This is a genomic window from Bradyrhizobium sp. GW821-FHT13H06, from assembly GCF_058803975.1.
In genome coordinates, this window is record NZ_JBXAPN010000002.1 from 870,439 (window position 1) to 894,564 (window position 24,126).

At 61.5% G+C, this 24,126-nt stretch carries 24 protein-coding genes; 1 reads left to right on the plus strand and 23 read right to left on the minus strand.

What is annotated here, in order from left to right:
- Positions 1-43: 43 nt before the first annotated feature.
- The 23 genes from AC1RQP_RS11030 to AC1RQP_RS11140 all read right to left on the minus strand — a co-directional run bounded on the left by AC1RQP_RS11030 (position 44) and on the right by AC1RQP_RS11140 (position 22,696).
- Positions 44-2,098, minus strand: coding sequence for an MFS transporter (locus AC1RQP_RS11030; RefSeq protein ID WP_492936928.1), 2,055 nt, complete (start codon positions 2,096-2,098; stop codon positions 44-46).
- Positions 2,099-2,485: 387 nt separating this feature from the next.
- Positions 2,486-2,923 carry a CopG family transcriptional regulator gene (locus tag AC1RQP_RS11035; protein ID WP_492936929.1) on the minus strand — a complete coding sequence of 146 codons (438 nt, stop codon included), beginning with the start codon at positions 2,921-2,923 and terminating at the stop codon, positions 2,486-2,488.
- Between the two features lie 3 nt (positions 2,924-2,926).
- The gene (locus AC1RQP_RS11040) at positions 2,927-4,933 is read right to left on the minus strand and encodes a conjugal transfer protein TraG (RefSeq protein WP_492936930.1); all 2,007 of its coding nucleotides are present in this window, start codon (positions 4,931-4,933) and stop codon (positions 2,927-2,929) included.
- A 204-nt stretch (positions 4,934-5,137) separates the two neighbouring features.
- Positions 5,138-7,402, minus strand: a complete 2,265-nt coding sequence (locus tag AC1RQP_RS11045) for a DUF3363 domain-containing protein (RefSeq protein ID WP_492936931.1) — start codon at positions 7,400-7,402, stop codon at positions 5,138-5,140.
- A 383-nt stretch (positions 7,403-7,785) separates the two neighbouring features.
- A complete protein-coding gene (locus AC1RQP_RS11050) occupies positions 7,786-8,355 on the minus strand; it encodes a lytic transglycosylase domain-containing protein (protein WP_492936932.1) in 570 nt (189 codons plus the stop codon).
- Positions 8,356-8,540: 185 nt separating this feature from the next.
- Positions 8,541-9,050: a S26 family signal peptidase gene (locus AC1RQP_RS11055; protein WP_492936933.1), complete on the minus strand. Its 510-nt coding sequence runs from the start codon at positions 9,048-9,050 to the stop codon at positions 8,541-8,543.
- The gene (locus AC1RQP_RS11060) at positions 9,047-9,562 is read right to left on the minus strand and encodes a DUF2840 domain-containing protein (RefSeq protein ID WP_492936934.1); all 516 of its coding nucleotides are present in this window, start codon (positions 9,560-9,562) and stop codon (positions 9,047-9,049) included. The genes AC1RQP_RS11055 and AC1RQP_RS11060 overlap by 4 nt, the downstream gene beginning before the upstream one ends.
- Before the next feature lie 3 nt (positions 9,563-9,565).
- Positions 9,566-9,844 (minus strand): helix-turn-helix transcriptional regulator, encoded by a 279-nt coding sequence (locus AC1RQP_RS11065; RefSeq protein ID WP_492936935.1) that lies wholly within the window; start codon positions 9,842-9,844, stop codon positions 9,566-9,568.
- A 129-nt stretch (positions 9,845-9,973) separates the two neighbouring features.
- The gene (locus AC1RQP_RS11070; RefSeq protein ID WP_492936936.1) at positions 9,974-10,504 is read right to left on the minus strand and encodes a DUF2285 domain-containing protein; all 531 of its coding nucleotides are present in this window, start codon (positions 10,502-10,504) and stop codon (positions 9,974-9,976) included.
- Between the two features lie 49 nt (positions 10,505-10,553).
- On the minus strand, positions 10,554-10,748 hold the full coding sequence (locus AC1RQP_RS11075; RefSeq protein ID WP_492936937.1) for a transcriptional regulator domain-containing protein: 195 nt from the start codon (positions 10,746-10,748) through the stop codon (positions 10,554-10,556).
- A 142-nt stretch (positions 10,749-10,890) separates the two neighbouring features.
- Positions 10,891-11,178 (minus strand): DNA -binding domain-containing protein, encoded by a 288-nt coding sequence (locus AC1RQP_RS11080; protein ID WP_492936938.1) that lies wholly within the window; start codon positions 11,176-11,178, stop codon positions 10,891-10,893.
- A 130-nt stretch (positions 11,179-11,308) separates the two neighbouring features.
- Complete coding sequence (locus AC1RQP_RS11085) at positions 11,309-11,575, minus strand: helix-turn-helix domain-containing protein (RefSeq protein ID WP_492936939.1); 267 nt, start codon at positions 11,573-11,575, stop codon at positions 11,309-11,311.
- A gap of 249 nt (positions 11,576-11,824) precedes the next feature.
- Positions 11,825-12,139 carry a DUF736 domain-containing protein gene (locus AC1RQP_RS11090; RefSeq protein WP_492936940.1) on the minus strand — a complete coding sequence of 105 codons (315 nt, stop codon included), beginning with the start codon at positions 12,137-12,139 and terminating at the stop codon, positions 11,825-11,827.
- 545 nt (positions 12,140-12,684) lie between these two features.
- The gene (locus AC1RQP_RS11095; protein ID WP_492936941.1) at positions 12,685-13,236 is read right to left on the minus strand and encodes a hypothetical protein; all 552 of its coding nucleotides are present in this window, start codon (positions 13,234-13,236) and stop codon (positions 12,685-12,687) included.
- 72 nt (positions 13,237-13,308) lie between these two features.
- Entirely contained in the window at positions 13,309-14,232 is a 924-nt protein-coding gene (locus AC1RQP_RS11100; protein ID WP_492936942.1) for a DUF2493 domain-containing protein, read from the minus strand.
- Positions 14,233-14,578: 346 nt separating this feature from the next.
- Entirely contained in the window at positions 14,579-15,640 is a 1,062-nt protein-coding gene (locus AC1RQP_RS11105) for a DUF7146 domain-containing protein (RefSeq protein ID WP_492936943.1), read from the minus strand.
- Positions 15,640-19,974 carry a strawberry notch-like NTP hydrolase domain-containing protein gene (locus tag AC1RQP_RS11110; RefSeq protein WP_492936944.1) on the minus strand — a complete coding sequence of 1,445 codons (4,335 nt, stop codon included), beginning with the start codon at positions 19,972-19,974 and terminating at the stop codon, positions 15,640-15,642. Before AC1RQP_RS11110 ends, AC1RQP_RS11105 begins: the two co-directional genes overlap by 1 nt.
- Before the next feature lie 161 nt (positions 19,975-20,135).
- Positions 20,136-20,555 (minus strand): hypothetical protein, encoded by a 420-nt coding sequence (locus AC1RQP_RS11115; RefSeq protein WP_492936945.1) that lies wholly within the window; start codon positions 20,553-20,555, stop codon positions 20,136-20,138.
- Positions 20,548-20,919, minus strand: coding sequence for a hypothetical protein (locus AC1RQP_RS11120; protein WP_492936946.1), 372 nt, complete (start codon positions 20,917-20,919; stop codon positions 20,548-20,550). Before AC1RQP_RS11120 ends, AC1RQP_RS11115 begins: the two co-directional genes overlap by 8 nt.
- A gap of 89 nt (positions 20,920-21,008) precedes the next feature.
- Positions 21,009-21,317 (minus strand): DUF4326 domain-containing protein, encoded by a 309-nt coding sequence (locus AC1RQP_RS11125; RefSeq protein ID WP_492936947.1) that lies wholly within the window; start codon positions 21,315-21,317, stop codon positions 21,009-21,011.
- Between the two features lie 266 nt (positions 21,318-21,583).
- Entirely contained in the window at positions 21,584-22,045 is a 462-nt protein-coding gene (locus AC1RQP_RS11130) for a hypothetical protein (protein WP_492936948.1), read from the minus strand.
- 151 nt (positions 22,046-22,196) lie between these two features.
- Complete coding sequence (locus AC1RQP_RS11135) at positions 22,197-22,391, minus strand: hypothetical protein (RefSeq protein WP_492936949.1); 195 nt, start codon at positions 22,389-22,391, stop codon at positions 22,197-22,199.
- Positions 22,392-22,393: 2 nt separating this feature from the next.
- Positions 22,394-22,696 (minus strand): DUF6915 family protein, encoded by a 303-nt coding sequence (locus AC1RQP_RS11140; protein ID WP_492936950.1) that lies wholly within the window; start codon positions 22,694-22,696, stop codon positions 22,394-22,396.
- A 49-nt stretch (positions 22,697-22,745) separates the two neighbouring features.
- Here AC1RQP_RS11140 and AC1RQP_RS11145 point away from each other — a divergent pair, with 49 nt between their 5' ends.
- Positions 22,746-23,897: a tyrosine-type recombinase/integrase gene (locus AC1RQP_RS11145; RefSeq protein ID WP_492936951.1), complete on the plus strand. Its 1,152-nt coding sequence runs from the start codon at positions 22,746-22,748 to the stop codon at positions 23,895-23,897.
- Positions 23,898-24,126: the final 229 nt, after the last annotated feature.

The window sequence follows — 24,126 nt, forward strand, 5'->3', positions numbered from 1 at the left end:
CGGACGATAAACAGAAATCGAGATTGCAGGTTTTGCGCCTGTTCTACCATTCGATTCCTTCAGACGGCTCAAGGACAGATTCCTCGGCGACCGCGGCAGGCGCGAGTACTGCTCGGCCATCCGCTGGAACAAAGATGAATCTGACAAAGCTCCGGAGCCAAGGTCCTGCGAACCACAACAGAGCAGCGAACTGAAGCGCGAGACTGAAGCCAAATGCAGTCTGATAGGCGTCTAACGGATAATGTCCGTCTTGCGGCGCCCATTGGTTGACGACCAGTCCGATCCCGTATTGAACTGCGAATGCCCAGCCGAAATGCAACAGATTCAGAGCGCCATTGGCACGAGCGGCGATTTCGACAGGAAAGTAGTCCGCGATGATCGCATAGCTCAGTACGGTAGCTGCTCCCACAACCGATACAATGGACCAGGGCAAGATCGATGGCAGTGGCACGCGCATAATCAGGGCGAGCTCGGCCAACATGAACAGTGCGCCAAACATTGCCAGAAGACCTTCAGCCGAAATTCCGCGTTTGCGCAGACGATCCGCGAGCGTTCCCAGCAGTAATGCGCCTAGGCTGATTCCGATAGCCATCGTGAAGAGCTGGTTGATCACGCCTTGTCGGTCGAAACCTTCGACGTCAGCGAGCCAGGATGCAGCCCACAACGAGTGCATTGCCCAGGACGATCCGATGCAGGTTGCGGAGAGAGGGGCAATTCTCAGGAAGCGCGGATCCGAAAAGATTGAGCGCAGTGTAAGCGGTTTGCCCGAAGAGACGGAGCCCTTGGAGCTCCGGCCGGAGATGGGCACGGCAAAATAGATTAACCCGGCGGTCGCAAGCGTCGCGATCGTCAAGACTTCAAACAGGCTGCGCCAGCCAATCCAACTCAACAGCCAATCCGTCGGCGTTGTTGCCGTGACTGCCCCCAGCGAGCCCAACATGATCATGCCACCATTGACGAACGCCACTCGGTCTCTCGGAAACCACATGACAATCGCTTTAAGCCCCGCCATCAATGAAGCGGCAACACCTAACCCAATCATGGCGCGGCCGACGAGAAGCTCAGCAAAACTATCAGCATGACCGAACAGTGAGGTCCCGCCGACCGCAATCACCAGCAAGACGCTCTGGACCCGCCGTGGTCCGTATCGATCAAGGAGAACGCCGATAGGGATCTGGGCGCCGGCAAAGACAAGGAAATAGACCGACGCAAGCAACCCCGTTTCGGCCGCACCGAGCCCAAAATCGGATGTCAGAAATGGCGAAATCGATGCATTGATAGTTCGAAACAGGAAAGAGAGATAATAACCAGCAGCAAAGGGAAGGAAGACAGAGAGGATCATCCGCCATTTTGAAAGCGGCTTCTCATTTGCAGCCTCCAACCTCGCTGTTGCCGATCTTGGATCGGTATTTTGTGTGACGCGCGGGTCTAACTCTTCATCGGAGGTGTTAGCCCCGCGCGTCATTTTGGGATGCCGGGCAAAGGTCGGATTGCCGCGTGCCGCCTTGGCTGACGCGGGCGGCGTCTGCTTGAGGTCGACGCATCCAGGGAAGGCATTCGGACTCTTGCGCGCTTGCTCAGAGTTATGCCTCGATTCCTCGCCCGGTGTCGGCCCTGGTCCTTCCTGTTCCGCGGAGTTGAGGCGATTAATGGTCTCCTGCATGAGAGGCCGACCGAGACGAACACGTCGATCGACCTGCTCGGCCAAGACCTTGAAGCGTTCGTCGCCGAGAACAACTGCTTCGCGTTGTCGTGACTCCGGAAGCGGCGGGACAACGGTGAGATGATAGCGAGCGTGCAGCGCGACGGTTTCGGCGATTATCCGCATGTCGCATTCGAGGTGGTCGAATCTGGCGTGTATGCCGTCGAGACCCTCGCGCAGCAAAGCTTCGACCGATGGCGTGGGGTTCAAGAAATGCTCAAGAGCAGCTTCAACAAGCATGCTCTTGCCGGCACCTGGTCGGTCGCTTGCAACGTCGAGCCGACCGCAGACACCCTCACTCAGCCGGACCGTTACTTTGCGACGCTCCGAGGTTTTTCGTCTGCGCTGTTGTCGAACGTCAACGAGATCGGCTTGCGCCTCGGCCAGCTGCTGCATGTTCTGATAATCCCCAAGACACCACGATCGAGGCCGCGGCGTCGCGACACGATGAGCGAACCAACCTGATGGGAATTACAGAAAGAACAGGACGGGCATCGCTTCAACAGTGCAAATGTGCCTGCCCTACGCTGGCGTAGAAAAAGAAAGGAGATGCGGAGTCGCGCTGTCCGGACCGGACTCACATAGCGCAACGGCAAACGCACAGAAGACGTGCCAAACTTTATGGCGCCTTCATCAAATTCGGCGCTAACTTGCTGAGAGCCGTCAATTCGACGGAGAGATGCCGGATCGGATCACCGCGCTTGCGCGAAAGCCGCGTGACCTAATGGACAGCGATGCCGATCGTAGTGTGGCGTAACAAGGTGGATCGTTGGCAATGCGCGATCACGCCGAACTCCGATCGTTCGATTGGTCGCTCTGCGGTTCAGCGTCTTGCGATATTTCTTTTGCGAGACTCTGGCCCTTGGCGAGCCTTTTTCCCAGGGCCTCGACAAACCGCTCGTAGCGTTCTCGGCCTTTGGCTTGCGCAGCGGGGAGCGCGGCGTCCGGCACAGGTGACGTCGCAGTCAACCAGAATCGCACGAATAGGGCGAGCGCCTCATTGGAGATCGTGACATGACGTTCAAGGCGTTCGACTTGGCGTGTCAATCGGTCCAGCCGTTTTCCAAGCGCCGCCTCCATTCTCTCGGAATTGTCCGGCGACAGAAAGGAGGTAAGCGCCGTCTCGACCACGAATGCCTGATGCAGGCGCTTACGGCCCGCATAGTCGGAAAGTTGCTTCGCAAGTTCGGGCGGGAGACGAAATGTGTGCTTGGTCCGCATCGCTTAAGAGAGGCCCAGACCGTCGTCGGGATCCATCGCGACCTGGCGTGCAATGTTAGCCGCTTGCTTTCTCAAGGTTGTTGCACGCTGGACCTCGTCATCCGGTTCGTCGTCGGCGAACTGGAATTCCGGCCTGGCCGGAGCGGGCTCCGGTATGACCTCTTCATGCTGGAGCAGTTCAGGTTCCCGCCGGATGCCGCTGTTGGCGTGATCGTCAGCGGATTTGCCGTTCCGGGGACCGCCCGCTGTACCGACTTCTTTGACGACGGCCGTGGCCGGACCGAGCCCGCTCCAGTCATTTTGCCGATCACCGGCTCCTGCGATGCCGCCAAGTTTGGCAGGCGGTATCACGCGTTCGCGGAAACGCTCATCCTCGAAATACCGCGCCTTCTTCGCCCGGATCGGCGAGCAACCGGAAATCAGGACCAATTCGTCGTCGGGTGGCAATTGCATGACTTCACCTGGGGTAAGCAGAGGTCGGGCAGTTTCTTGTCTTGATACCATCAGATGCCCCAACCACGGGCTCAGCCTGTGACCGGCGTAGTTCTTCATGGCGCGAAGTTCTGTCGCCATTCCGAGCGCATCCGAAACCCGGCGTGCCGTCCTCTCGTCATTGGTCGCGAAGCAAACGCGGACGTGGCAATTATCGAGGATCGAGTTATTCGGACCGTAAGCCTTTTCGATCTGGTTGAGGGATTGGGCGATCAGGAAGCTTTTCAGGCCATAACCCGCCATAAACGCCAGCGCCGATTCGAAGAAGTCGAGCCTTCCAAGGGCAGGAAACTCGTCCAGCATCAATAGCAGCCGATGCCGGTGCTTTTGGGCATCGAGATCTTCCGTTAAGCGCCGCCCGATCTGGTTGAGGATAAGGCGTATCAGCGGCTTGGTCCGGCTGATGTCGGATGGCGGCACGACCAGATACAATGAGGCCGGTTGCCTGCCCTCGACAAGGTCACTGATCCGCCAATCACTCTGTCGCGTGACCTGCGCGATGACTGGATCGCGATAGAGACCAAGAAACGACATTGCCGTCGACAATACGCCGGAGCGCTCGTTCTCGCTCTTGTTCAGGAGCTCACGTGCCGCTGACGCAATAACGGGATGAGGGCCGGAATTACCAAGATGCGCTGTCGTCATCATGGCGTCTAGTGTGGCCTCGATTTTCCGCTTGGGGTCGGACAGGAAATTTGCGACGCCGGCGAGGGTCTTGTTCTCTTCCGCGTAAAGCACATGAAGGATAGCGCCTACCAGGAGGGAGTGGCTCGTCTTTTCCCAGTGGTTGCGCTTTTCTAAGGCGCCCTCGGGATCGACGAGCACGTCCGCGATGTTCTGGACGTCGCGCACCTCCCATTCCCCGCGGCGAACCTCCTGAAGCGGATTATAGGCGGCCGACCTTCGGTTGGTCGGGTCAAACAGCAGTACGCGGCCATGCAGTGCGCGGAAGCCCGATGTCAGATTCCAGTTCTCCCCTTTGATGTCGTGAACGATACAGCTGCCCGGCCAGGTCAGAAGGGTCGGAACGACGAGGCCAACGCCCTTGCCAGACCGCGTCGGCGCAAAACAAAGCACATGCTCTGGTCCATTATGGCGCAGGTACGGGCGCCCGAACCTGCCGAGCACGACGCCGTCGGGGCCCATCAGCTGCGCAGTCCGGACCTCAGACGCTGTAGCCCAACGCGCCGAGCCGTAGGTCGCGGCCGTCCTCGCCTCGCGTGCCCGCCAGATCGACATCGCGAACGCGACCACCATAGAAAGAATGCCGCCCGACGCTGCGATGCAGGCGCCCTGGATGAATATCTTTGGCGCGTAGGCGTCATAGACCAGCCACCACCAGAAAAAGGCTGATGGATAATAAACGGGCAGCCCACCGACCAACTCGAACCAGGGTGGACCTAACTGCGGCTGAAATCCCAGCTTCCAGGCAACCCATTGCGTTGCCGCCCACATCGTGACGAGTACGATGCCGAGAGCGGCGCAAATTTGACCCCAAAGGATTCTGGTCGAGGACATACGCGCAAGTTGCGGAGTCCTCGGCACGCTGCAAGACGGTTTCGCTTGCGTAGTAGAACATGTGGCCCTGGCGTAGAAATCGGACAAGCGTTCGCGGGCGATCAGCGACTGGGTGTCAAACAGGGCAGTCGAGTTCAGGAGAGAGATGATCTCATCATTGACGGCTATGAATCGCTAGACTGCTCGCATTTTTCAAAACCGGATTTACAGTCCCAACCCACGTTTCCTTCCGAAGTCCCAATCGATGCCGCTGCTGTCTCGCTGAGTGCCGCTCATAAATTGGCCGATGCGGTTTTCGAGAATGGGTTGCCAAGGCACAAGCCGGAAACCCAATCCATCTTCGATCATGGCAAAGCGTCCGCTGGCAAGAGAGGCAAGACCGGTGAGGCGGCCACTGACATAGTCGCCCGCTTTGCTGGACGTGAAAGTCAAACCTCGCTCGGCAGCCATTTCGCGACCGACGCGATCCACTTCCCGTTGCTCTAGATTTGCGACGGTATGGGACGGAATCCGGACCGCGCCCTCTCTGACGGTGGCATAGCCCATTTCAACGAGGCGCTCGGCGCGGCGCTGAAGAGCACTTTTGACGTCTCGGCCGAAGCCACTATCAGCGATAACCTGAGGCTCGCGAGCCGTCAGCTCGCGATCGAGCCATGTGGCGCCCTCCGTTGCAATTTGCCGCTCGAGCTTTTCCGACGAAAGGATCTTGATCCTCGGCCCATCACCGCCTCTCGTGCGATCGTAGGCCTGACCACGTTCAAGGATATCTCCGGGGATTTTCCAATGGTCGTCGTCGATCCGTTCGACATGTCCCGCGCGACGCAAGGCCTCCAACCTGCGGACATGCGAGCGGACAAACGACTCAGGATCCTTGAGCTCTCGCTCGAACTGCTGGCGGATGCGTTCCAAGTGCCGGCTCGGCCGGTAGATTCCGTCGTTTTCGCCGCTGTTGAGCGCGATATTGCGATCGGCGGCTCGCGGTCCGGAGGCGGCCGGAGCCACCTCCACGATCATGTCCCGTCCAGTATCCTTCAGATTCGAGCCGTCGGGGAATTCAACGTGATGGACACGGCCGTCGACCCCATCGATCACTAAATAGACCCGCTCGTCCATTTCATCGCCCGCCAACCCCTTGGCAAGGACCCGGCCTGTGATCTTCTCGCCCGGCCGAACACCATGGCGAACGTACTGTTCGATACCGCGCTCTTCTTCCAGTCCGTGGCTTGTGAGCGCCCGATGCATGGTCTTGATGATATCGTTGCGGTCGGAGAGTTCCTTCAAGGAGGTCTCGGCACGATCCGAGATCGCCCATTGCCCGGTCTCAACCTCGCTCGACAAGCCATAGCGTTCCAGGAATTTCACCCGACCGATCATGACGGCGCGGTTCTCACGAAATGCGTAGGTCGTCCCTTCTCCCGCTCGGAGGTCAATTTTCCCCCTTTCCCGCTGCTCAATCACGAGCATCTTGTCGAGTCGGGTCCACCGTTCCGCCTCAACCTCAGTCTTCAACTTGGCCTGAAGTTCGAGTTCGCTCTGGTGTCCGAGCTCCAGCGTCACCAGTTCGGAAGCGCGATGACGAATGCCGTGGGCGATATAATCTCCGGCGATATTGAGGACGCCGCCTTCCTCCAGAACACCGCGAACGATGATGTGGGTATGGGGATGGCCGGTGTTGTAATGATCGATCGCAATCCAGTCGAGGTGCGTCTCCAGGTCGTTTTCCACCTGCCGCATCAGGTCGCGCGTGAAGCTTCTCAGATCAGCCATCTCGTTGGAGTCTTCAGGCGCGACGATAAAGCGGAACTGATGCCGATCTTCCCGACCCCGCTCGACAAAGGCTTTGCCGTCAGCTTCGTCCTCAACAGCCGAATAGGCCTTTCCTCTCTGCCCGTCCCGATCAACTCCATCGCGTTCAAGGTACCGAAGGTGGGCATCGACCGACTTGCTCGCCGCCTTCGCCCTCGCAGCGCCATGCTGCTGCTTCTTTCCCTGCGGATTGAGCTTGATGATCCTCGCCTTGACAGCGACGCGACGCGACCGGAAGCGTCCGCTCGAGTCCTGCTGCCACCCACCGTCGCGCCCCTCACGAAGAAACAAAGGAACAACTTTTGCGCCGCGTCCCCGCGCGTTGAACCGGCCGCTTAACCCTCTCTCGCGTCCGGCACCGGGACCAGGCTCGCGGCCAATCCTATTTGGGTTGCCGCCAGCCTTCCTAACGGCCACCTGCACCTGCTTCAGGAATGGCTGGGAGCTGAGATTGCCGCGCGGATTGATCCGGGTGCCGCGGCTACCTACGCGGCCGGGTCGCACATGAAAATCATCGCCTTGATCTTGCGCCATGAACTGACGATCCTCATCGGACAGGCCCCGCGCAAGAGCCGCGATGGGTCGATCGCATAAAATCGCAGTCACGCGCACGAGATCGAAATAAAATGTGGAGCCCCTCAAATCGAACTCCGCGAGCGCCATCTCGTGGCGCGTTGAAATTGTTCGAAAAGTTTGAACAGCGCCAGCCGCCCTCACCTAAACGTCGTTTGAGCGCCAGTCGTCGCGTTGCTAAAAACCAATGTGCAGACAAAGGTTTCCCGATCGCCGATCGTCGGCGAGTTCGCGAACGCCAGTTCGCTTTATCTTGCCCTCCTCGGTTGCTCGTCCCCAGCACCAAATTTCCGGTTCTAAAGCTCCCATGGGCTCTGAGCGGCTTGCGACAAAATGCGATTGCGGTCATTGCGGAAGATCCTCGTTGAATGGTCATGGGACAGCTCGATCAGAAGTCAGCTCGGCGGCGAAGATTTGCCGTGAGCCGACCGACGATTTGCGCTGTCGCTGCACGACGGATGCACGCCAGTCGTTCAATCTCGTGCATCCGCGCGGTCGATAAACAGCGGAGACTCCCGCCAGGGAACTGCACGCTTCACGCGAACTGCGGAGTATTCGCCCTGCTCGTGGCCGAGCACTGACGTAACCGCAGCGACGTAGGCGATGGTGTCTTGCGGAAGTGGTTTGCCAATTGCGAGATGCTGTTCATATCGCCACGGACCTGCATGGTAGGCCGCAAGGAAGCCTGCCGATCCGAAGCGATCGTGCATCTCCTTCAGATACGCGACGCCGGCCATAACGTTGTCGTGAGGATCGAAGGGATCGAGACCCAGCTCATAGCGAGCGCTGAGCTCGACCCAGGTGCCGGGCAGGAGTTGCATCAGGCCTAGGGCGCCGCGGGACGACGTCGCGCGCTGGTTGCCTCCGCTCTCGATCTGCATCACGGCACGGATCCAGCTTGCCGGAACGGCGAAGCGAGTGGATGCAGCGTCGATGAATTTAGCGAAGCGATCGACGGCCTCTGAACGTGTCGCGGGCTGTGCACGGGCGCTCTCGAAGATTGTCAAGGCTGTGATTTGGTACACGAACGGCGCGATGGCCACGATGACGCGCGCGATCGTTCGACGCGAACGGAGCCACGCGATCGAGTCCTCCGTTGCACAGATACAGCTCTTCCGTTGCAGGCTGGCCGAACGTTTTCTGATTGATGAGCATGGCCGGGAAGGACGAATCGAAGGGGGTTCGGGGAACTCGCACCCGACCAAGCGAGTGTGACTGTGGCGCATGGTCACTCCTCGTCAGTCCACACGGCTACCGCTCTGCCGATGACAGCGGACGCAGGTAGTGGCCCAAAGTATCGGCTGTCGAGTGAGTCTGCGGACTGCCAGTTCATGACAAAGACATCGCCATCGGCGATTACGCGGCATCCATGCCAAGCTGGAAGCGGACGGCCTTTTCCGTCGCGCTCGTGCGCCCGACCCATATCGATGCCATCGACAGCGATCGTTAGGCCGTTTCTGCAGACCGTTTGTCCAGGAAGCGCCAACACGCGCTTGAGCATGGGGACGCCGGCCGGCAGATAGCCGTTGAGATCAAGGAACGCAGCGAGAAGATCGGGAGGCTGCACGGCAACGAGTTCAGTGACGGCTAGCTGTGCCGCAGGTTGAACACGATAAAGGCCGATGGGAACGCTGTTCGATGCGTTCCATATGTAGCGCGGCGTCGTTCCTCCGACCGTAGAAAGGAGAAGACCCGTCGCAACAAATGCCGTGAAAAGTGTCACACACCGACTGCTCATGACGTGACCCTCCGCCGATGGAGCCAGGCCTGGTGACGGGACCGGGTGTATGGCCGAGGTGTTTCGTTGACCGACAATCGGTTGTGAACATGGTGCCAATGGTCGGGTGCGGCGTCCGCGGGATCGATGCCGAGCGCCTCGACGGCATCGATCGATTGCAGCGCCCGTTCCACCTTGGGCCAGCCGGATAGTCGCAACAGACTTTCGCCGCCCGGCGTGATCCAGGGAACGGTCGAATAGCGTTGCCCCGGCGTTACGGCGCGCAGGATATCGATACGGGATAGGACCGTGCCGAAGTCGTTGGACGTCCAACGGACGAAAGCAAAGATGCTGCCGGGAGCGAACGATAGGACACGCCGGTTGCGGTCCAGAACCTTCTCCGAAACGTGTCGACCGAATCGAATCCGATTCTCGATGCGCTTTTCGAGCCACAAGAGCTCGACGGTCGTGAGATCGCTCGGGCTGGCCTCCTTCGTTAAATGGCCGCCGGGAGCGTGAGGATGTGTCTTCATGGATCAGCGCCGCTCCTTTCCTGCATAAGGAATGGGAGCGTGCCGCTTCGCCGGCAGCACTGTACCGATGCCGGGGTCGCTGGTCGAGGTTCTAGTGCCGCGGTCGGCCCATGCGTTCAGATCGGCAACCGCGTAGACGACGCGGGCGCCGATTTTCCGGTAAGCGGGCCCGGTGCCGTAAATGCGGTGTTTTTCCAAAGTGCGAGGCGAAAGGCCGAGGAATCGGGCGGCCTCGGCAGTCCGCAAGTACCGTGGCGGCAGACCGGCGTTCGGATCAGGCATCTGAGGTGCTCCATGGTCGTCTGGTACGCCAGCGCAATCACCGGCGCGGCCGCGGACACCATGGAGGAAGAAAACCTCGAAACGGGAGGGCGAAGATTGGGGGGTGCATTTTCGCCCCCTGACAACGGTCTATTTTTTTCGGGAGGGCGGTCTTAGCAAAGCGCGGTAGCCGCCCTGCACAAGAGCGAATCCAGTCTTGACCAGGCGTTTGATCCGATCCCGCACCTCGTGCGTTCCCCAGTCCCGTTTGGGAATGCGCTGAGCGGGCAACAGAACTTCGGCGATTTCGCGATGAGTTGCGCCGTCGCGCCGTGCATCCGACGCACGCAAGGCAAGCGCAATTCGCCGCCGGCGATGCGGTGAGATCGCGTGCGGCGGCGCGCCCTGCGGCCTGCCATTGAGCCCTCGCCACAAGCGCATGCCGGCAGCCGCCCTGAATTCGAAGTCGCGGTCGAGCGGCAATTCGACAGTGTAGGCAGCGGCGACGATTGGCGCTTCTTTGAACCAAATACGATGCTCTACGCCGCGCAAATATAACACGGCGTGCCATCCATCCGGACCTTGCCGAAATTGACTTTCGTTCAGCTCGTTGAGATCCAGCCTTACGTGTGAATCCGAGCTGACAAGCAATTCCGGGCGGACTGGCACGATCGTCGGCACGGCCTCGGGAGCCCAGACGATCGTCTGTTCAAGGAAGGATCGATCGGGATCAGCTGCGAAAAACCAACCCCCAATGCTGACGGAATCCGTCGCTTAGAGCTCGACCCGATGACGAGATCGTCTGATAATCTCGTTCGAACGACGCGTTGCGGCGCAGGCATTCCCACGCAATCCCGGTCATTTCCGCTTCTTCGACGTGGTCGTAGTAGGTGTCGTCTAGCGATCTCCAGTTGAACTTAGGCATGTACTCGTCCCCAAAACTGAGCTGCCGCGCTGGCGGCGCCATAATTCTGAGAACCTCTGGTTGCAACTAGTCCCTAATCGCGCATCGCGTGATGCACCAAATCTGATTTGTGAAGGAAAGAAAAATTCTTCTGCGAAAAGAGCTAAAGATTGGGATTTGACGCTCCGCCGCGGAGCAAATGCCGATAGCCGTGCTCTGTCATCCACTTTGCGCGGGTCAGGTGAGTATCAAATGCACGCTTTGCGCGATCGTGCTCGAGCTCTGGATTGATGTGCAGCACGATTTGCGCCACCTCGCGCCAGTCTGCCCCCTCCTTATCCGCATCAAGCATGCGCAAATAAGTGATGATATGCTCCTCGTCGTAGACCGTGAGCACGGAATCCGTCGGCGCGACGTCGGCAACGTCGGGATCTCGGGGTGGTTTCTTCATGCGTGCGTCACAAAACGAATGATTCTTAGTTGCTGCCAACCACAACGATCCAGCGGACTTACTTTAGCCCCTTTCTTGACGCTGTCAGCAGGATTTCGCTGGCGTCTCGCTCGCACGCAAGATCCGTTTTCTAAGTTCGCCTTCGGACTGGCTTGCGAGCGACATCCGGTTTGTGGACGAGCATCACTCCTTCGCCGCGCTCCGACACCAAAAACATGATGCCAGATGCCTCAAGGGCAGCGCGAACTCGGTCGCGCGTATCCTCGCGCACCTGAAGTCCGCTTTCGGATTCAAAGCGCTTCAGTGCCGTTAAAGCGACCAAGGCCTTGTCAGCGAGCGTCTCCTGTGTCCAACCGAGAAGCGCGCGTGCGGCCCGCACTTGGCGGGATGTGATCATGTATGATCACATCCACAGCAGACGGACAGAACGCTATGGAAACGACTATAATAGTCGCCTTTGGCCGATGTCTAGCTGTTATTTGGCCCGACACGGCGACGCCAAGGTCGCCGCGACGAAGCTGATTCGATATCGCCAATTCTCGGTCATTGAAAATCGATCGAAGACTCAGCGGTTGTCGGTTTGATTGGGAGCATCAGCCGGAAAGCCCCGCCCGGGACCGGGCGGGGTATTGGTCGGAGGCGAGCCTCAATCCTTCCGCGGCCGCGACCACAGCAGGGTGTAGCCTTCGCCACCCTCGTCGTCGAACAGGTTCGCGTAGATCGGCGCGTTGAAGGAGGGATCGTCGAGCTTGAGCGAAAGGTAGTCGCGACCTTCTTCGGAGCGCTTCGACCAGGCGGCACCTATCTCGGCACGACCCACGAAAACGCGGTGGCTCGGAGCTTTGTCGTTGGAGGGGCTGGTTTCCGCGACGATGCGGACGCCTTTGGCCTGCAGACTGAGGGTGACGATCTCGCCCTGGAAATCGTTGCCGACCTTCTTGAACGAACCGATGGTAGCCATGTGTCTTCTCCTGTTTGTGTTTCGAGCCCGCGACCACCGCGGCCTCGATGGCGATCTGCAGGCCGAGGACGATCGGCGACGCACCCGAAGGGCCGCAGCGCAGCGGAGGATGCCGTCGTAGCGACTTTCTTGCCTCGCGAGGAATGGGCGAAGCCCAGGGGAAGAAAGTCGCTACGACGGCGTTGCGGCTCAGGCGATCGAGGCGGAGCCGGTCTTCGGCCAGATCGAGCCATCACAGAGGCCCGGTGTGTCGCGTGCTGAACCACAAGTCCGGGAGAAGATGGCGGGCCTCGGTTCGACCAGGCAAGAGGTCGTTACGTTTCGGCGCAGGAAAAGAAACGTAAGGAGGCAAAAGCGGTAGTCGTCAGCGCAAAGCCAGCCGCAAGCGACCGGCTCCAGGGCCGCATCGATGTGCACCGGACGCAATCAATGCCACCTCATCGAGGTGCCCCGAAGAACGTCGCGACTACCTTTCGCTCAAGCTTGACGATCTTGCTTCAGCGCGCGGATTTAGCCAATCTGTCGGAGAGCCGGATAGCGCAGGATCATTTCTGATGCGCCGGGGCCCTGAGAACTGGTTGAGGACCGTTTCCGACTACCGCTTTCGAATCGAGCGGGCGGGGCTCGGTTAAGGTGCTCAGTCGCGTCCATGCTGTGCCGCCAATGCAGACGGCGCCGAGGCAAGCGAAAACCTGCTGCCAAGCAGGAGAAGGCACTCCGAAGTGCGCCATCGCAAGAGCGAGATGATAGGCGGCGAGTGTGGCCGGCAAAGCAAACAGGGCCGCAATGACGGCTCGCAAGATCAGTGATCGTGTCATTGCGAACGCGATTTGCGCGATTGCCAGCGTCATGCCGCCGGCGGCGATGGCAACAATCGGCGCGCCGAGCACGCCGGCGCCGCTGTGGTAGGCCCAAAAGCCAGCATTGAGCGCCACGAAAAAAGGTAGAATGTAAACCGCCAGCGTGAAGATCAGCCAGCAGATTACGCCGAGACCAACGGTGTTGAGGAGGAGTCCGAGGGCGAGCATGGTGGTGGCTCCAAGTTGCAAAGGTGAAACGGTCGCGCCTTCCACCACCACCACGGCGCGGTTTTGCAATGCAATCGAAACGAGGCGGAGTTGCGGCGACGCAACTCTACCTCGGTGGTGTGGAAGATGGCAGGTCGGCGCTCACGAGGCGCCGAATTTCCAGACGGCGATGCCGAGGCGCTTCGCCTTGTCGGCGAGGTTGTCCTGGATTCCGGTGCCCGGGAAATGCATGACGCCGATCGGCAGCAGTTCGAGCATGGCGTCGTTACGCTTGAAAGGCGCTGCTTTGGCGTGCTTGGTCCAGTCCGGCTTGAACGCGATCTGTGGCACCTTTCGGGTGGTCGCCCATTTGGCGGCGATCAGTTCTGCGCCTTTTGGCGAGCCGCCATGGATCAGGACCATGTCGGGATGCTTGGCGTGAACCTTGTCGAGGCGATCCCAGATCAAGTGGTGGTCGTTGAAGTCAAAGCCACCCGTAAGTGCGATCTTCGGCCCTGCTGGCAACATGACCTCCGTCTCGGTGCGGCGCTTGGCCGCGAGAAAGTCCCGGGAGTCGATCATTGCCGCGGTGAGGTTGCGATGGTTGACCAGTGATCCCGATCGGGGGCGCCAGGCTGAGCCCGTGTGGACCTCGAAACGTTCGATGGCCTGTTCGCGGAAGAGTTCGAGGCAATTGCGACGCTCGATCAGTGTGATGCCTTCGGCCGTCAGGCGCTCGAGTTCGACCGATCGCACTTCCGAGCCGTTCTGCTCGCGCTGGCTCTTGCGTTGGGCCTGTTCGTTGTTGTCCAGTTCGCGTTCTATACGGTCCGTGGCGCGGTGGAAGAGATTGACGGTCGACCACAGCAGATCTGGAAGGTCCGGTTCGAGCCGGGTGTCGTTCAATGTGGCGACCAATGCGTCGAAGATGTCGGCAACGGCGCCCGCGATCATCTTGCCTTCCGGTAGAGGTCTCGGATCGGGCTGGTCGTCGAATGGACGGTAGCCAAAGAGCTGCAATTCGTTGAGGACGATGTCGGTCGGAGATGCCGTATGCTGTAGTTCGATGTCGTCGCGATCGGTCATGGGATGAGGTCCTTTGCCGGATCGGCCGCGTCCATCGCGGCCTTCGTGGCGATCACCTGACGGCGGGCGGGACGGGCCAGCACCCAGAGCGCTAGCGGAGGGCCGCAGCGCCAGCGAAGGATGGCGGAGGCCGGCTATTTTGCTTCGCGATGCAAAGCGCGCCATCGCCCCATACATAATGTGATCGTCCCTTCGGCGGCGCGCGGCGGAAAATAGCTGGCCGCAGCCATTGCCGGCCCGGGCCGGCTGCCGTCCGATCGCCCTCTAGAAGGCCGTGGTCGCGCCCTCGCCGGCATTGGATCCGCCGCGCGACCGAGCTATCGACGTTGATGGCAGCCAAACGCGCCTATCTGACGGTGGCCGGCAGAAGCAGAAAGCGGGAGACGTCCTCCGGTGCCAGCTGGATCCGCAAGGCCGCCCGAAGTGCATGAAGGCCAAAGACGTGCAGATCCTCATTGAAGTCGCCGAGTCGAGGCGATAATGGAATCGCCTCGATGCCGGCGATTTCCGCGCGTTGCAACAGAACGGTTTGCACCGTGTCCCCAGCGGCATCGGCGTCGTGGGCGATATAGAGCCGGCGCAAACTCGACGACAGTGCGATGGCTGAGAGGTGGTTGGCCGACAGGGCGGCGGCCATCGGCAGGGTCGGAAGCACGCAGCGTAGCGACAACATGGTCTCGATGCCTTCGCCGGCGACGAGCACATCGTCGTCCGCGGCCCCGAAGCGAACCGCATTGCCGAGCAGGTCGCCCATGGCACGTCGCGGCGTGTCGATCGGGGCCTTGCCGAGACGGATCCGATCAAAGCCGAGCGGATCGAGCCATGTGCGATGCGCGCCGGTGATTTTGCCATCAAGGTCGGTGACGCAGGCGATCATGGCTGGCCAGGTCTCGGTCGGCAGATGCTCGTCAGGCCGATAGTAACAACGCGGATGGAAACGGAGGCTGCCGCCATGGTGCACGTGGGTTATTCCACGACGATGTAAGTACGTCTCAACGATGGTGCCATCGATCGGACCCGAAATTGCAAACAGCCGTCTTGCTGCCTCTTGCGAGCCAGCTACTACTGAGGGACGCACCGATTTCAAAACCGGTTGCGGTTCAGCACGAGGCAGGTTCATAAATCGCCGCGCTTCCTGCGCGACCTCGCGAAAGTCGAGAAGCCCAAGGCTTTCTCTGATGACGTCGAGCAAATCGCCATGCTCGGAGGTCGCGGCGTCTGTCCATTTGCCGGCAGGTCCCTTAGGGGAGTCCTGGAGCCGTACAAACATTGAACGGCCCGGACTATTGTGGACATCGCCAACCAGCCAATACCGTCCCTCACGCTTGCCATTGGAGAGATAATGGCGGCACACCGCCTCGGCATCACGCGCGAGACGGCGTGCCAGTTCGGAAGCGTCGTGGGACATCACGCCGCCTCCCGTTCACCGACTCGTACGAGCGGATAACATTCGAGCACCTTGGCCAGCACGCCGACGCCGGTGGCATCAGTCGGAACGAACATGCGCAGCTTCCAGGAGATGATCTCGCCGAAGAGCCCATAAGCACGCAGGCGGTCCCGCATACTGTCGGTGAAATCAGACAGTTCGATACGATGTGCTCCCATCACACGAACGCGCCGAAGTCTTATGCCTTCGGCAAGCTCGAGAACCGTGCGACCTTCGAGCAGCGCCGCGAAGGCAGCATCCGGCGTCAGCGCCGGTGCGTCACCAGCCGGCGTCGTCGCCACCCAGGCCGGCGAGACCTTGCGGCCGATGATGCGCTCACCGGCATCCGTCTGAAGCCGATAGACGCGAGTCGACTCATTCGGCAGCCGCTTCCAGATCGGCAAGAGCAGGCCTGCCGCCATATGGATGGTGCTATGGGTGAACTCGGGCAATTCGGCCAGTTCCGCCTGCCAGGCCGCGGCGAAGCGTTCGCGGTCAGCTTCCGCCCAATGGCTTTCCGCCATCATCTTCAGCGGAAGGCTGTTATGCTCCATCGGACGTATCAACCGCACGCGCCGCTCGATTTCGCCGTCATCGAGCATAAGGCTCGGCGCCGGCGCCTGAATGGCAGCGCGGCCCGAGCGCTCGTTGAGCAGCGGGACGGCGCAGGAATCGGAGATCCGATCGAACGCCTCCTCGAGGGTCACGGGATGATTGCGCCGGCGTTCGGTGACGGTGAGCAGCCGGGTTTCCGCCCCGGTTCCGGGATGGGTGTAGATGACGCGCCGGTCAGCGACGACGAAGCTCTCGGCCTGAAGTGTCTCCAGACCGGCATCGTAGGTGCCGGACGCGATGGCGCCTTCGATGCGGGCGTTGAGTAGCTGCTCAAACGCCGTGAAGAGGACGTTTTGCAGGTCAATGGTCAGCGCCAACAACCTGTTCAGGAAGGTCGTGATCGGCGGAAGCTCGTCCTTGATTCCATTGGCATCCATCAGCTTTAGGCCGGTCGCGTCCTCGAAAATCTCAAGCGAGCACCCCTCCACTTTGCCGCGCACGAGCAGATGATAGAGCTGGCGCAGTGCGTCGCGGCCGTAATGGCTTTCGAGATTGTCCTCGGGCCGGAACAAGCCTTGGCCACCGGTCTGACGCTGGCCACGCGTGATCGCGCCCAGCGTGTCGAGCCGGCGAGCGATCGTGGAGAGGAAGCGCTTCTCGGCCTTGACGTCAGTCGCGATCGGTCTGAACAGCGGCGGCTGCGCCTGGTTGGTGCGGTTGGTGCGACCCAAGCCCTGGATGGCGGCATCCGCCTTCCAGCCTGGCTCGAGCAGATAATGAACTCTCAATCTGCGATTCCGGGCCGAGAGCTCAGCGTGGTAGGAACGCCCGGTGCCACCGGCGTCGCTGAAGATAAGGATGCGCTTGGCATCATCCATGAACGCAGCGGTCTCGGCGAGATTGGCCGAGGCGGCGCGGTTCTCGACCAAGAGTCGATCCCGCTTACGAATGACGCGGCGCGAGCGGCCGGTCACTTCAGCGACCATGTCCGTGCCGAACCGCTGAACAATCTGGTCGAGCGCGCCCGGCACGGGCGGGAGCGAGGCGAGCTTCTCGATCAGGCGGTCGCGGCGGGTGACGGCGTCCCTGCTCTCGACGGGCTGGCCGTCGCGATAGACCGGACGTGAGCAGAGATTGCCCTCGCTATCGGTGAAGGGCTCGTAGAGCTGGACCGGAAAGGAATGGGCGAGATAGTCGAGGACATATTCGCGCGGGGTGATGTCGACCTGGACGTCGCCCCAATCCTCGGTTGGGATCTCGGCGAGCCGGCGTTCCATCAGCGCCTCGCCCGTCGAGACGATCTGGATCACGGCGGCGTGTCCCTCGTCAAGATCGCGTTCGATCGAGCGGATCAGCGAGGGGGTCTTCATCGAGGTGAGCAGATGGCCGAAGAAGCGCTGTTTGGCGCTTTCGAATGCGGATCGCGCGGCGGACTTCGCCTGTGCGTTCAGCGTGCCGGTTTCGCCGGTGATGTTGGCGGCGCGCATAGCCGCGTCGAGATTGTTATGGATGATGCTGAATGCGCCGGCATAGGCATCGTAGATGCGAACCTGCTCGGGTGTGAGCTGATGCTCAACGAGCTCGTATTCAACGCCCTCGTAGGAGAGCGAACGCGCGGCATAGAGGCCGAGTGCCTTGAGATCGCGCGCCAAGACCTCCATCGCTGCGACGCCGCCCTCCTCGATCGCTTCGACGAATTCGGCTCGGGTCGTGAATGGGAAATCACTGCCGCCCCAAAGACCGAGGCGCTGGGCATAAGCGAGGTTATGGACCGTGGTGGCGCCGGTCGCGGAGACGTAGACGACGCGGGCGTTCGGCAACGCATGCTGCAGTCTCAGGCCGGCGCGCCCCTGCTGAGAGGCCGCCTGGTCTCCTCGCTCACCCTTGCCGCCGACCGCGTTCTGCATCGCGTGGCTCTCGTCGAAGATGATCACTCCGTCGAAATCGGAGCCCAACCATTCGACGATCTGACAGACGCGCGAAAGCTTTTCTCCGCGCTCGTCGGTGCGCAGCGTAGCGTAGGTCGCAAAAAGGATACCCTCCGACAGCCGGATCGGCGTGCCCTGCCGGAAACGGGAAAGCGGCGTCACGAGCAGCCGCTCCACGCCGAGCGCCGACCAATCGCGCTGCGCATCCTCGATCAGCTTGTCGGACTTGCTGATCCAGATCGCACGACGGCGGCCCTTGAGCCAGTTGTCGAGCAGGATACCGGCGACCTGTCGCCCCTTGCCCGCGCCCGTCCCATCTCCCAGAAACCAGCCGCGACGAAAGCGAACGGCATTCTCCGCGTCATCACGTGCGGCCGCCACGATGTCAAAAGTCGCGTCGACCGTCCAGGAACCGCTAAGAAACTCCGAATGCGCCTCACCAGCGTAGATGACGCTCTCGAGCTGCGCGTCCGACAGGATGCCATCCGCGATGACGTTGGCCGGCAAACGCGGACGATAGGACGGTTTTGGCGGCGCGACCGAGGCCATTGCGGCTGACTGAACGAGTTTGCTGGGATGGGCCTGCGCGCCCGGAATGCGGATCGACTGCAACGCGTAGGATTCATAAAGCGCGTCGGTGATCTTGCCGGCATCGGTGGGCGCCCATTCGATGGGCTCATGGGCGAGTTCCGTCGCCACGAGATCGGATGCCGGCGCCGCGGTCGTCGGCTGACGCTGGGCAACGTAGGCGCGGACACTTCGTGGCCTCGACGGGCCTGCAATTGCTGGCACCACCGCGGTCGGCGTGCCAGCAATTGGGCGACGCCCTGGCACGTCCCGGATGATCCAGCCGAGCAAAGTCGGCAGGTCTGGGGCGATGCCAGCAGATGGCGGCAGTGACGCGATGTCGTCCGCCGGCACGCGATCGATAACCGTCAGGCGGGTGTCAATGGTGGTGCCGTGCTTGGCATAGACGGCACCGTCAATCGCCGCCGAGAACACGACCCGGCCTTGTTCCTGGAGCCGCACGAAGGAGTCAGTCCACACCGGATTTTCGGGGGAGACGTTTGCGCCCGTGATGGCGACCAGCCGTCCGCCTTCTGGAAGACGGGCCAACGCGGAGCCGACGTGCCGCAATGCCGCATCCGCCATCCGGCGATCGACGTGGACCGCTGCCGAGAATGGCGGGTTCATCAGCACGACGCTCGGCACGATGCGAGCATCGAGGTGGTCGTTGATGTGTGCGGCGTCAAACCGCGTGGTGGAGACGGATGGAAAGATCTGCCCGAGAATGCCGGCGCGGCTCTCGGCGAACTCGTTGAGAACAAGGGAGGCGCCGTCAAGTTCTGCCAAGATGGCGAGATGGCCGGTACCGGCTGACGGCTCCAGTACGACATCGGCAGGCGTGATCGCCGCGGCAACGCTCGCGACGTAGGCCAATCCGATCGGTGTCGAGAACTGCTGGAGCGATTCGCTTTCCTCGGACCGGCGTGTCTGGGTCGGAAGAAGAGCGGTGATCCGCATCAGCATCGACAGCATGACGGACGGCGATGCCGCCTTAGCGCGCATGGCGGCGCCATGCCGGCGCAGGAACAAAATGGTCGCCGCCTCGCAGGCATCGCAGGCGATCTTCCAGTTCCAGGCACCACTTGCATCGGAGGCGCCATATGCTGCCTCCATGGCGGAGCGCAGGAGAGTCGCATCGATACGACGTCCCTGTTCGAGTTCGGTCAAAAGCCGTCGGGCGGCGCGGACAATCGCGGATGCGACGACTGCGGCGGCACGCATCGAGAGCGGTGCGGCGCTGGCGCCGCCGACGAGAGATTCGGTCATGAGGGGTGTCTTTCGGAGAGCGGGAAAGGGCCGAGCCGCCCGGCGCTCTCCTCAACCGCTGCGGCTCAAACCCTTCCCGGCCCACCTCTGCCTCTGACCACAGAAAGAAAGGGTCCGGCGACCAGCGCCGGACCCTTTCAGCGAACTATCCGAACCGGCGATCACTTCTTGAGGTCGTGCTCATCATCGAGCAGAGCAAATGTGATGCTTTCGTCGACAGCGTAGTTCTTGGCGAGGTTGATTGCCCAGCATCGCGCTTCCAACAGCTCGCCGTAGTAGGGTTCCCATTTGTCGCCGACGCGCGCACAGCCGTCCGCGATGAGACGGGGTAGATCGGGATGATCGGCGATCTCTTGGCGCGCCTGTTCGAGCGTATCCTCCACGGTGAGAACGAGCAGCGGATGCCAGCCTGCCGGATAGCGGCAGTCGAGCATCAATCGCTGCGCCTCATCCGCCGAAAGCCGTCCGGCGGCATAACGCCAGGCTCGTGTCCATCGGCTGAGCTTGGCGCCGCAACGATAGCGGAGACGGCGTGTCCAAGACGTAACGGCGGTGGTGCGGCGGCGGATAGCGTCAAACATGGCACACCTCGCGGATCCAATGCGCGAGCTCGTCGGGCCTGTTGAGCAAATCGAGCGATGCGAAATTGTTGGGGCCGCCGACATAGTCTTTCCGGCCCGTGCAGGTCCGAAACAGAACGCCGCTGTGGTAGCCCATCGCCGATTGGGAGACCCGCACGTAGAGATGATCGCCGTGGAGGGTGATTTCACCGGATACGGCAATGCCGGCCTGGTTGGAGCGGAGGTCGTAGGAACCGGGCTCAAGACCCAGCGCGGTTGCAATACGGCGGAGTTGAGATTTGACACCGCTGTGAAAGAGGCGCTTGGCCTCGGCGTCGTAGGCAACAGACTTGCGAAAATCGAAGGCATTGGACGTTTTGGACATGTGGGAGACCCCGAGAGCGGGCTAGTCATCCCGGCGACTCGCTCTCGCCGCGCGCCGGGCTCGCCTGAGGCTCGGCCCTGCTCTCACTCTCATGCTGCGGCCTGGACGGCGCGCCACCACACGACACGCGCTTCGCGCGTGGCGTTGGCGAGACGCAGCAAGAGATCGCCGTGGCAAGCGCGCGGCGCGCAAAAGCACACGAGATCGCATCCGCGCAGTTCATCGAGCGCGCGCAGCAGATGGTGCTGGTCAGCCAGCCATCGCGCGTGCTTGGCGATGACGGCCGCGCGATCTCCGTCGCGGCCGATCCGGAACGGATTGCCCCACTTGCTGCCGCGCCCAATGTAGACGGCGCCTACCGGAATGCCGGCGTGATGCTTGTTCAGAACCCTGCACATTGCCTATCGCCTCCTGAGCTTCGCGTTGCGACGAACTGGCGACCGGGCGCGGTCCAGCATCGGATGTCACGCGAAGGCCTTTGGCCGCTGTGGGAACGGCTTGCCCGTTGACATCAGATGCGCCGCGCCCAGACAGGACAGGCCGCAACGTGGTCAGGGGGCGGACAAATGCCGGGTTTAAATCGCGCTGCGCGCCGCGGCCTTGGGCATGGTGATGGTTTCGGACGCATGCGCAGCGAACCATGGTTGGCCCGCCAAGGCATTGGTCAGCTTTCGGTCCAAGGCGAGACCTGGTCGATGAACGCCTCGAGAAGATCGTTCGTGGACTCGCCGAGAATGGTCTCGGCCGAGATCACGACGACGGCACCACCAAAGCCGTCGGCACGCATCCGTGAGCAAGTGAAGGACGATACCGCCGATACATATTTAAGTGTCGACGAACGCCGTACGATGTCCTGAAGGATGAGCTGCCAGGACGTCTCGCTAAGATCGATGTCCAAGTGAGTATGCTGGAGTTCGTCACTCTTTAGACCCGAGAGATGCTTCCTGACAAACGTATTGGCCGTATTGTCGACATCGAGCTCGGACACAGCGAGCGCGGCCTCCAGCGCCGCACGCTCGATCACGGTCATGTCGGCCGGACCCAACTCGGAGAAGAAATACCAGCCGTCTCCGTCGCGTTCGGCGTCGAAGACGTAGGATAGCAGCAGACGCTCAAGCGGTGTCATGTCCGCCTCGGGTACCGTCTGCTGGATTACAGTCGGGGTATAGTAGTCAGCCAGTGGAATCCTCCTTTAAGATGCGACGACCCAACGCTCTCTCGCGAGGCGCCAGGCCGGTATGCGGTGAAATGAGAGAGAACGTCCGATGGAGGAGGTGTCAGAACTGCCAGGTTCGCACGATGTCCTGCTCCTGCCGGTGATAGTCGAGCATCTCGCGATAGAAGCGCTTGCGTGCGGCCCGACGTTCCGGATCGCGCCGCGCTTGCAGGGTGAGCTTGCGGGATGCAGCACGAATGACGGCCCGCCAACCGTCATGCGCGGTGATGTCGAGGCGGAGATAGGTGCCGTACATGGTCAGGCTCCTTCCTTGACCGCAAGCGACGGATCGACCTCGTCTGCGATGCGCCGCGTGCGGCTCATCCAGGGTTCAGGCCGGATGCACCTCACCCAGTCGGCGAAGGACGGGATGAAGCCGAGATCCTCGAGAACGTGTTGCTCACCGATCCAACGCGTCGGGACAACGCGGCCGGACGACAAGGTGACGGCCGGGCCAAAGATGGTCTCGGCCATGAAGATGCCTTCGGCGTGGTGGCGGAGCGCTCGGTGCCGAAAGTCCGCCGTGATCTGCTTGCTTGCGTCGATTATGTGGACAGCCATAAGTTGGGTCTCCTGCTACAGTGTTACGAGTCGATCAGCGAGGTGAGCGATGGCATTCGTCAGACGGTGCAGCGGCACGAGCGACGTCCCGGCGCTGCTTGTCGACGCCGACGGCACGCCGATTCCGGTCGCGACCGAGTTCCTGGCGTATGTTTCGCTGCGCGGTTGCTCGCCGAACACGGTGCTCGCCTACGCCTATGATCTCGCTCATCTTTGGCGGTTCTTCACGGCAGGTGACCTGACTTGGGATCGACTGACGCCGGAGCGTGCGCCGGAAGTGCTCGCCTATCTCCGGTCGGTGCGGTCGCGTCGCCGAGGAGTCCAAGCCGGACCGGTGCTCGCTGCCTCGAAGGGCGAGCCGCAGCCTGCACCGACGCTGTCACCCAGAAGCGTCAACCGCGCGCTGGCGGCAATATCGGCATTCTACGATTGGGCGATCCTCTGCGGTCGCCGCGATGGCGTTAATCCGATTACCCGCGTCAGCGAGCGCAGCGCCATGATGGCCTCGGACCGACACCGGCCGTTTCTGACCGGCATCGCATCGCGCCCACCGTCAACGAAGGCGTTGCGGGTCCGCACGCCGCGCCGGTTGCCGCGGCCGCTCGATCCCGATCAGATCGCGAAGCTGTTGCCGCAGCTCCGCAGCCGGCGTGACGTTGCGATCGTGCGCTTGATGCTTGACGGTGGCCTGCGCCCGGGCGAGGTTCTCGGCCTTCACTTGACCGACATCGCCTATGGTCGACGGCGGCTGACCGTGCGTCACCGTGACGATCATCCACGCGGCGCGCGCTCCAAGTCGCGCACCGAACGCTTGGTCGACGTGCATGAGGCGGCGACACTGGAGGCGGTCAGCGCCTACGTCATGCACGAGCGGCCGCGCGACGCGACCTCGCCGATCCTGTTGCTCGTCGGCGGTCGCGGCCCACGCCGTGCCGAGCCGCTGTCCTACGCGGCGCTCGTCCGGATGTTCGCGAGGGCTTGCGAGCGAGCGGGATTCCGAGCGCCTTGGGTGACGCCGCACGCGCTACGCCACACCCACGCTACCAAGATGTGGGAGGCGGGTATGCGCGAGCTGACGCTGCAGAAGCGGCTCGGCCATGCGAGCGTCGAGGCGACACGCCTGTACACGCGAGTATCGGACGCCAGCGTTGTTGCCGAGTATCGCCGGGCGGTCGGCCTCGATGAGGTCGACATCGCATGAGCTTGGCACGACGATCGCCCGATAGCACGACGGTCACCGCGGATGCAGTCGCCTTCCAGCATTGCGACGAGGCCGAGTATGTCGCGTTTCTCGCCGGCTTACCCGTCACCCAAGGTTTTCGCGCGATGCGGCGCCGCTATCGGCGCGACTTTGTCGAGCGTTGGCCAAGGATCGAGAGCTGGTTCGACGCGCCTTTCGAGGAGCGGGTCGGGCGATTGTGCGGCGAGAC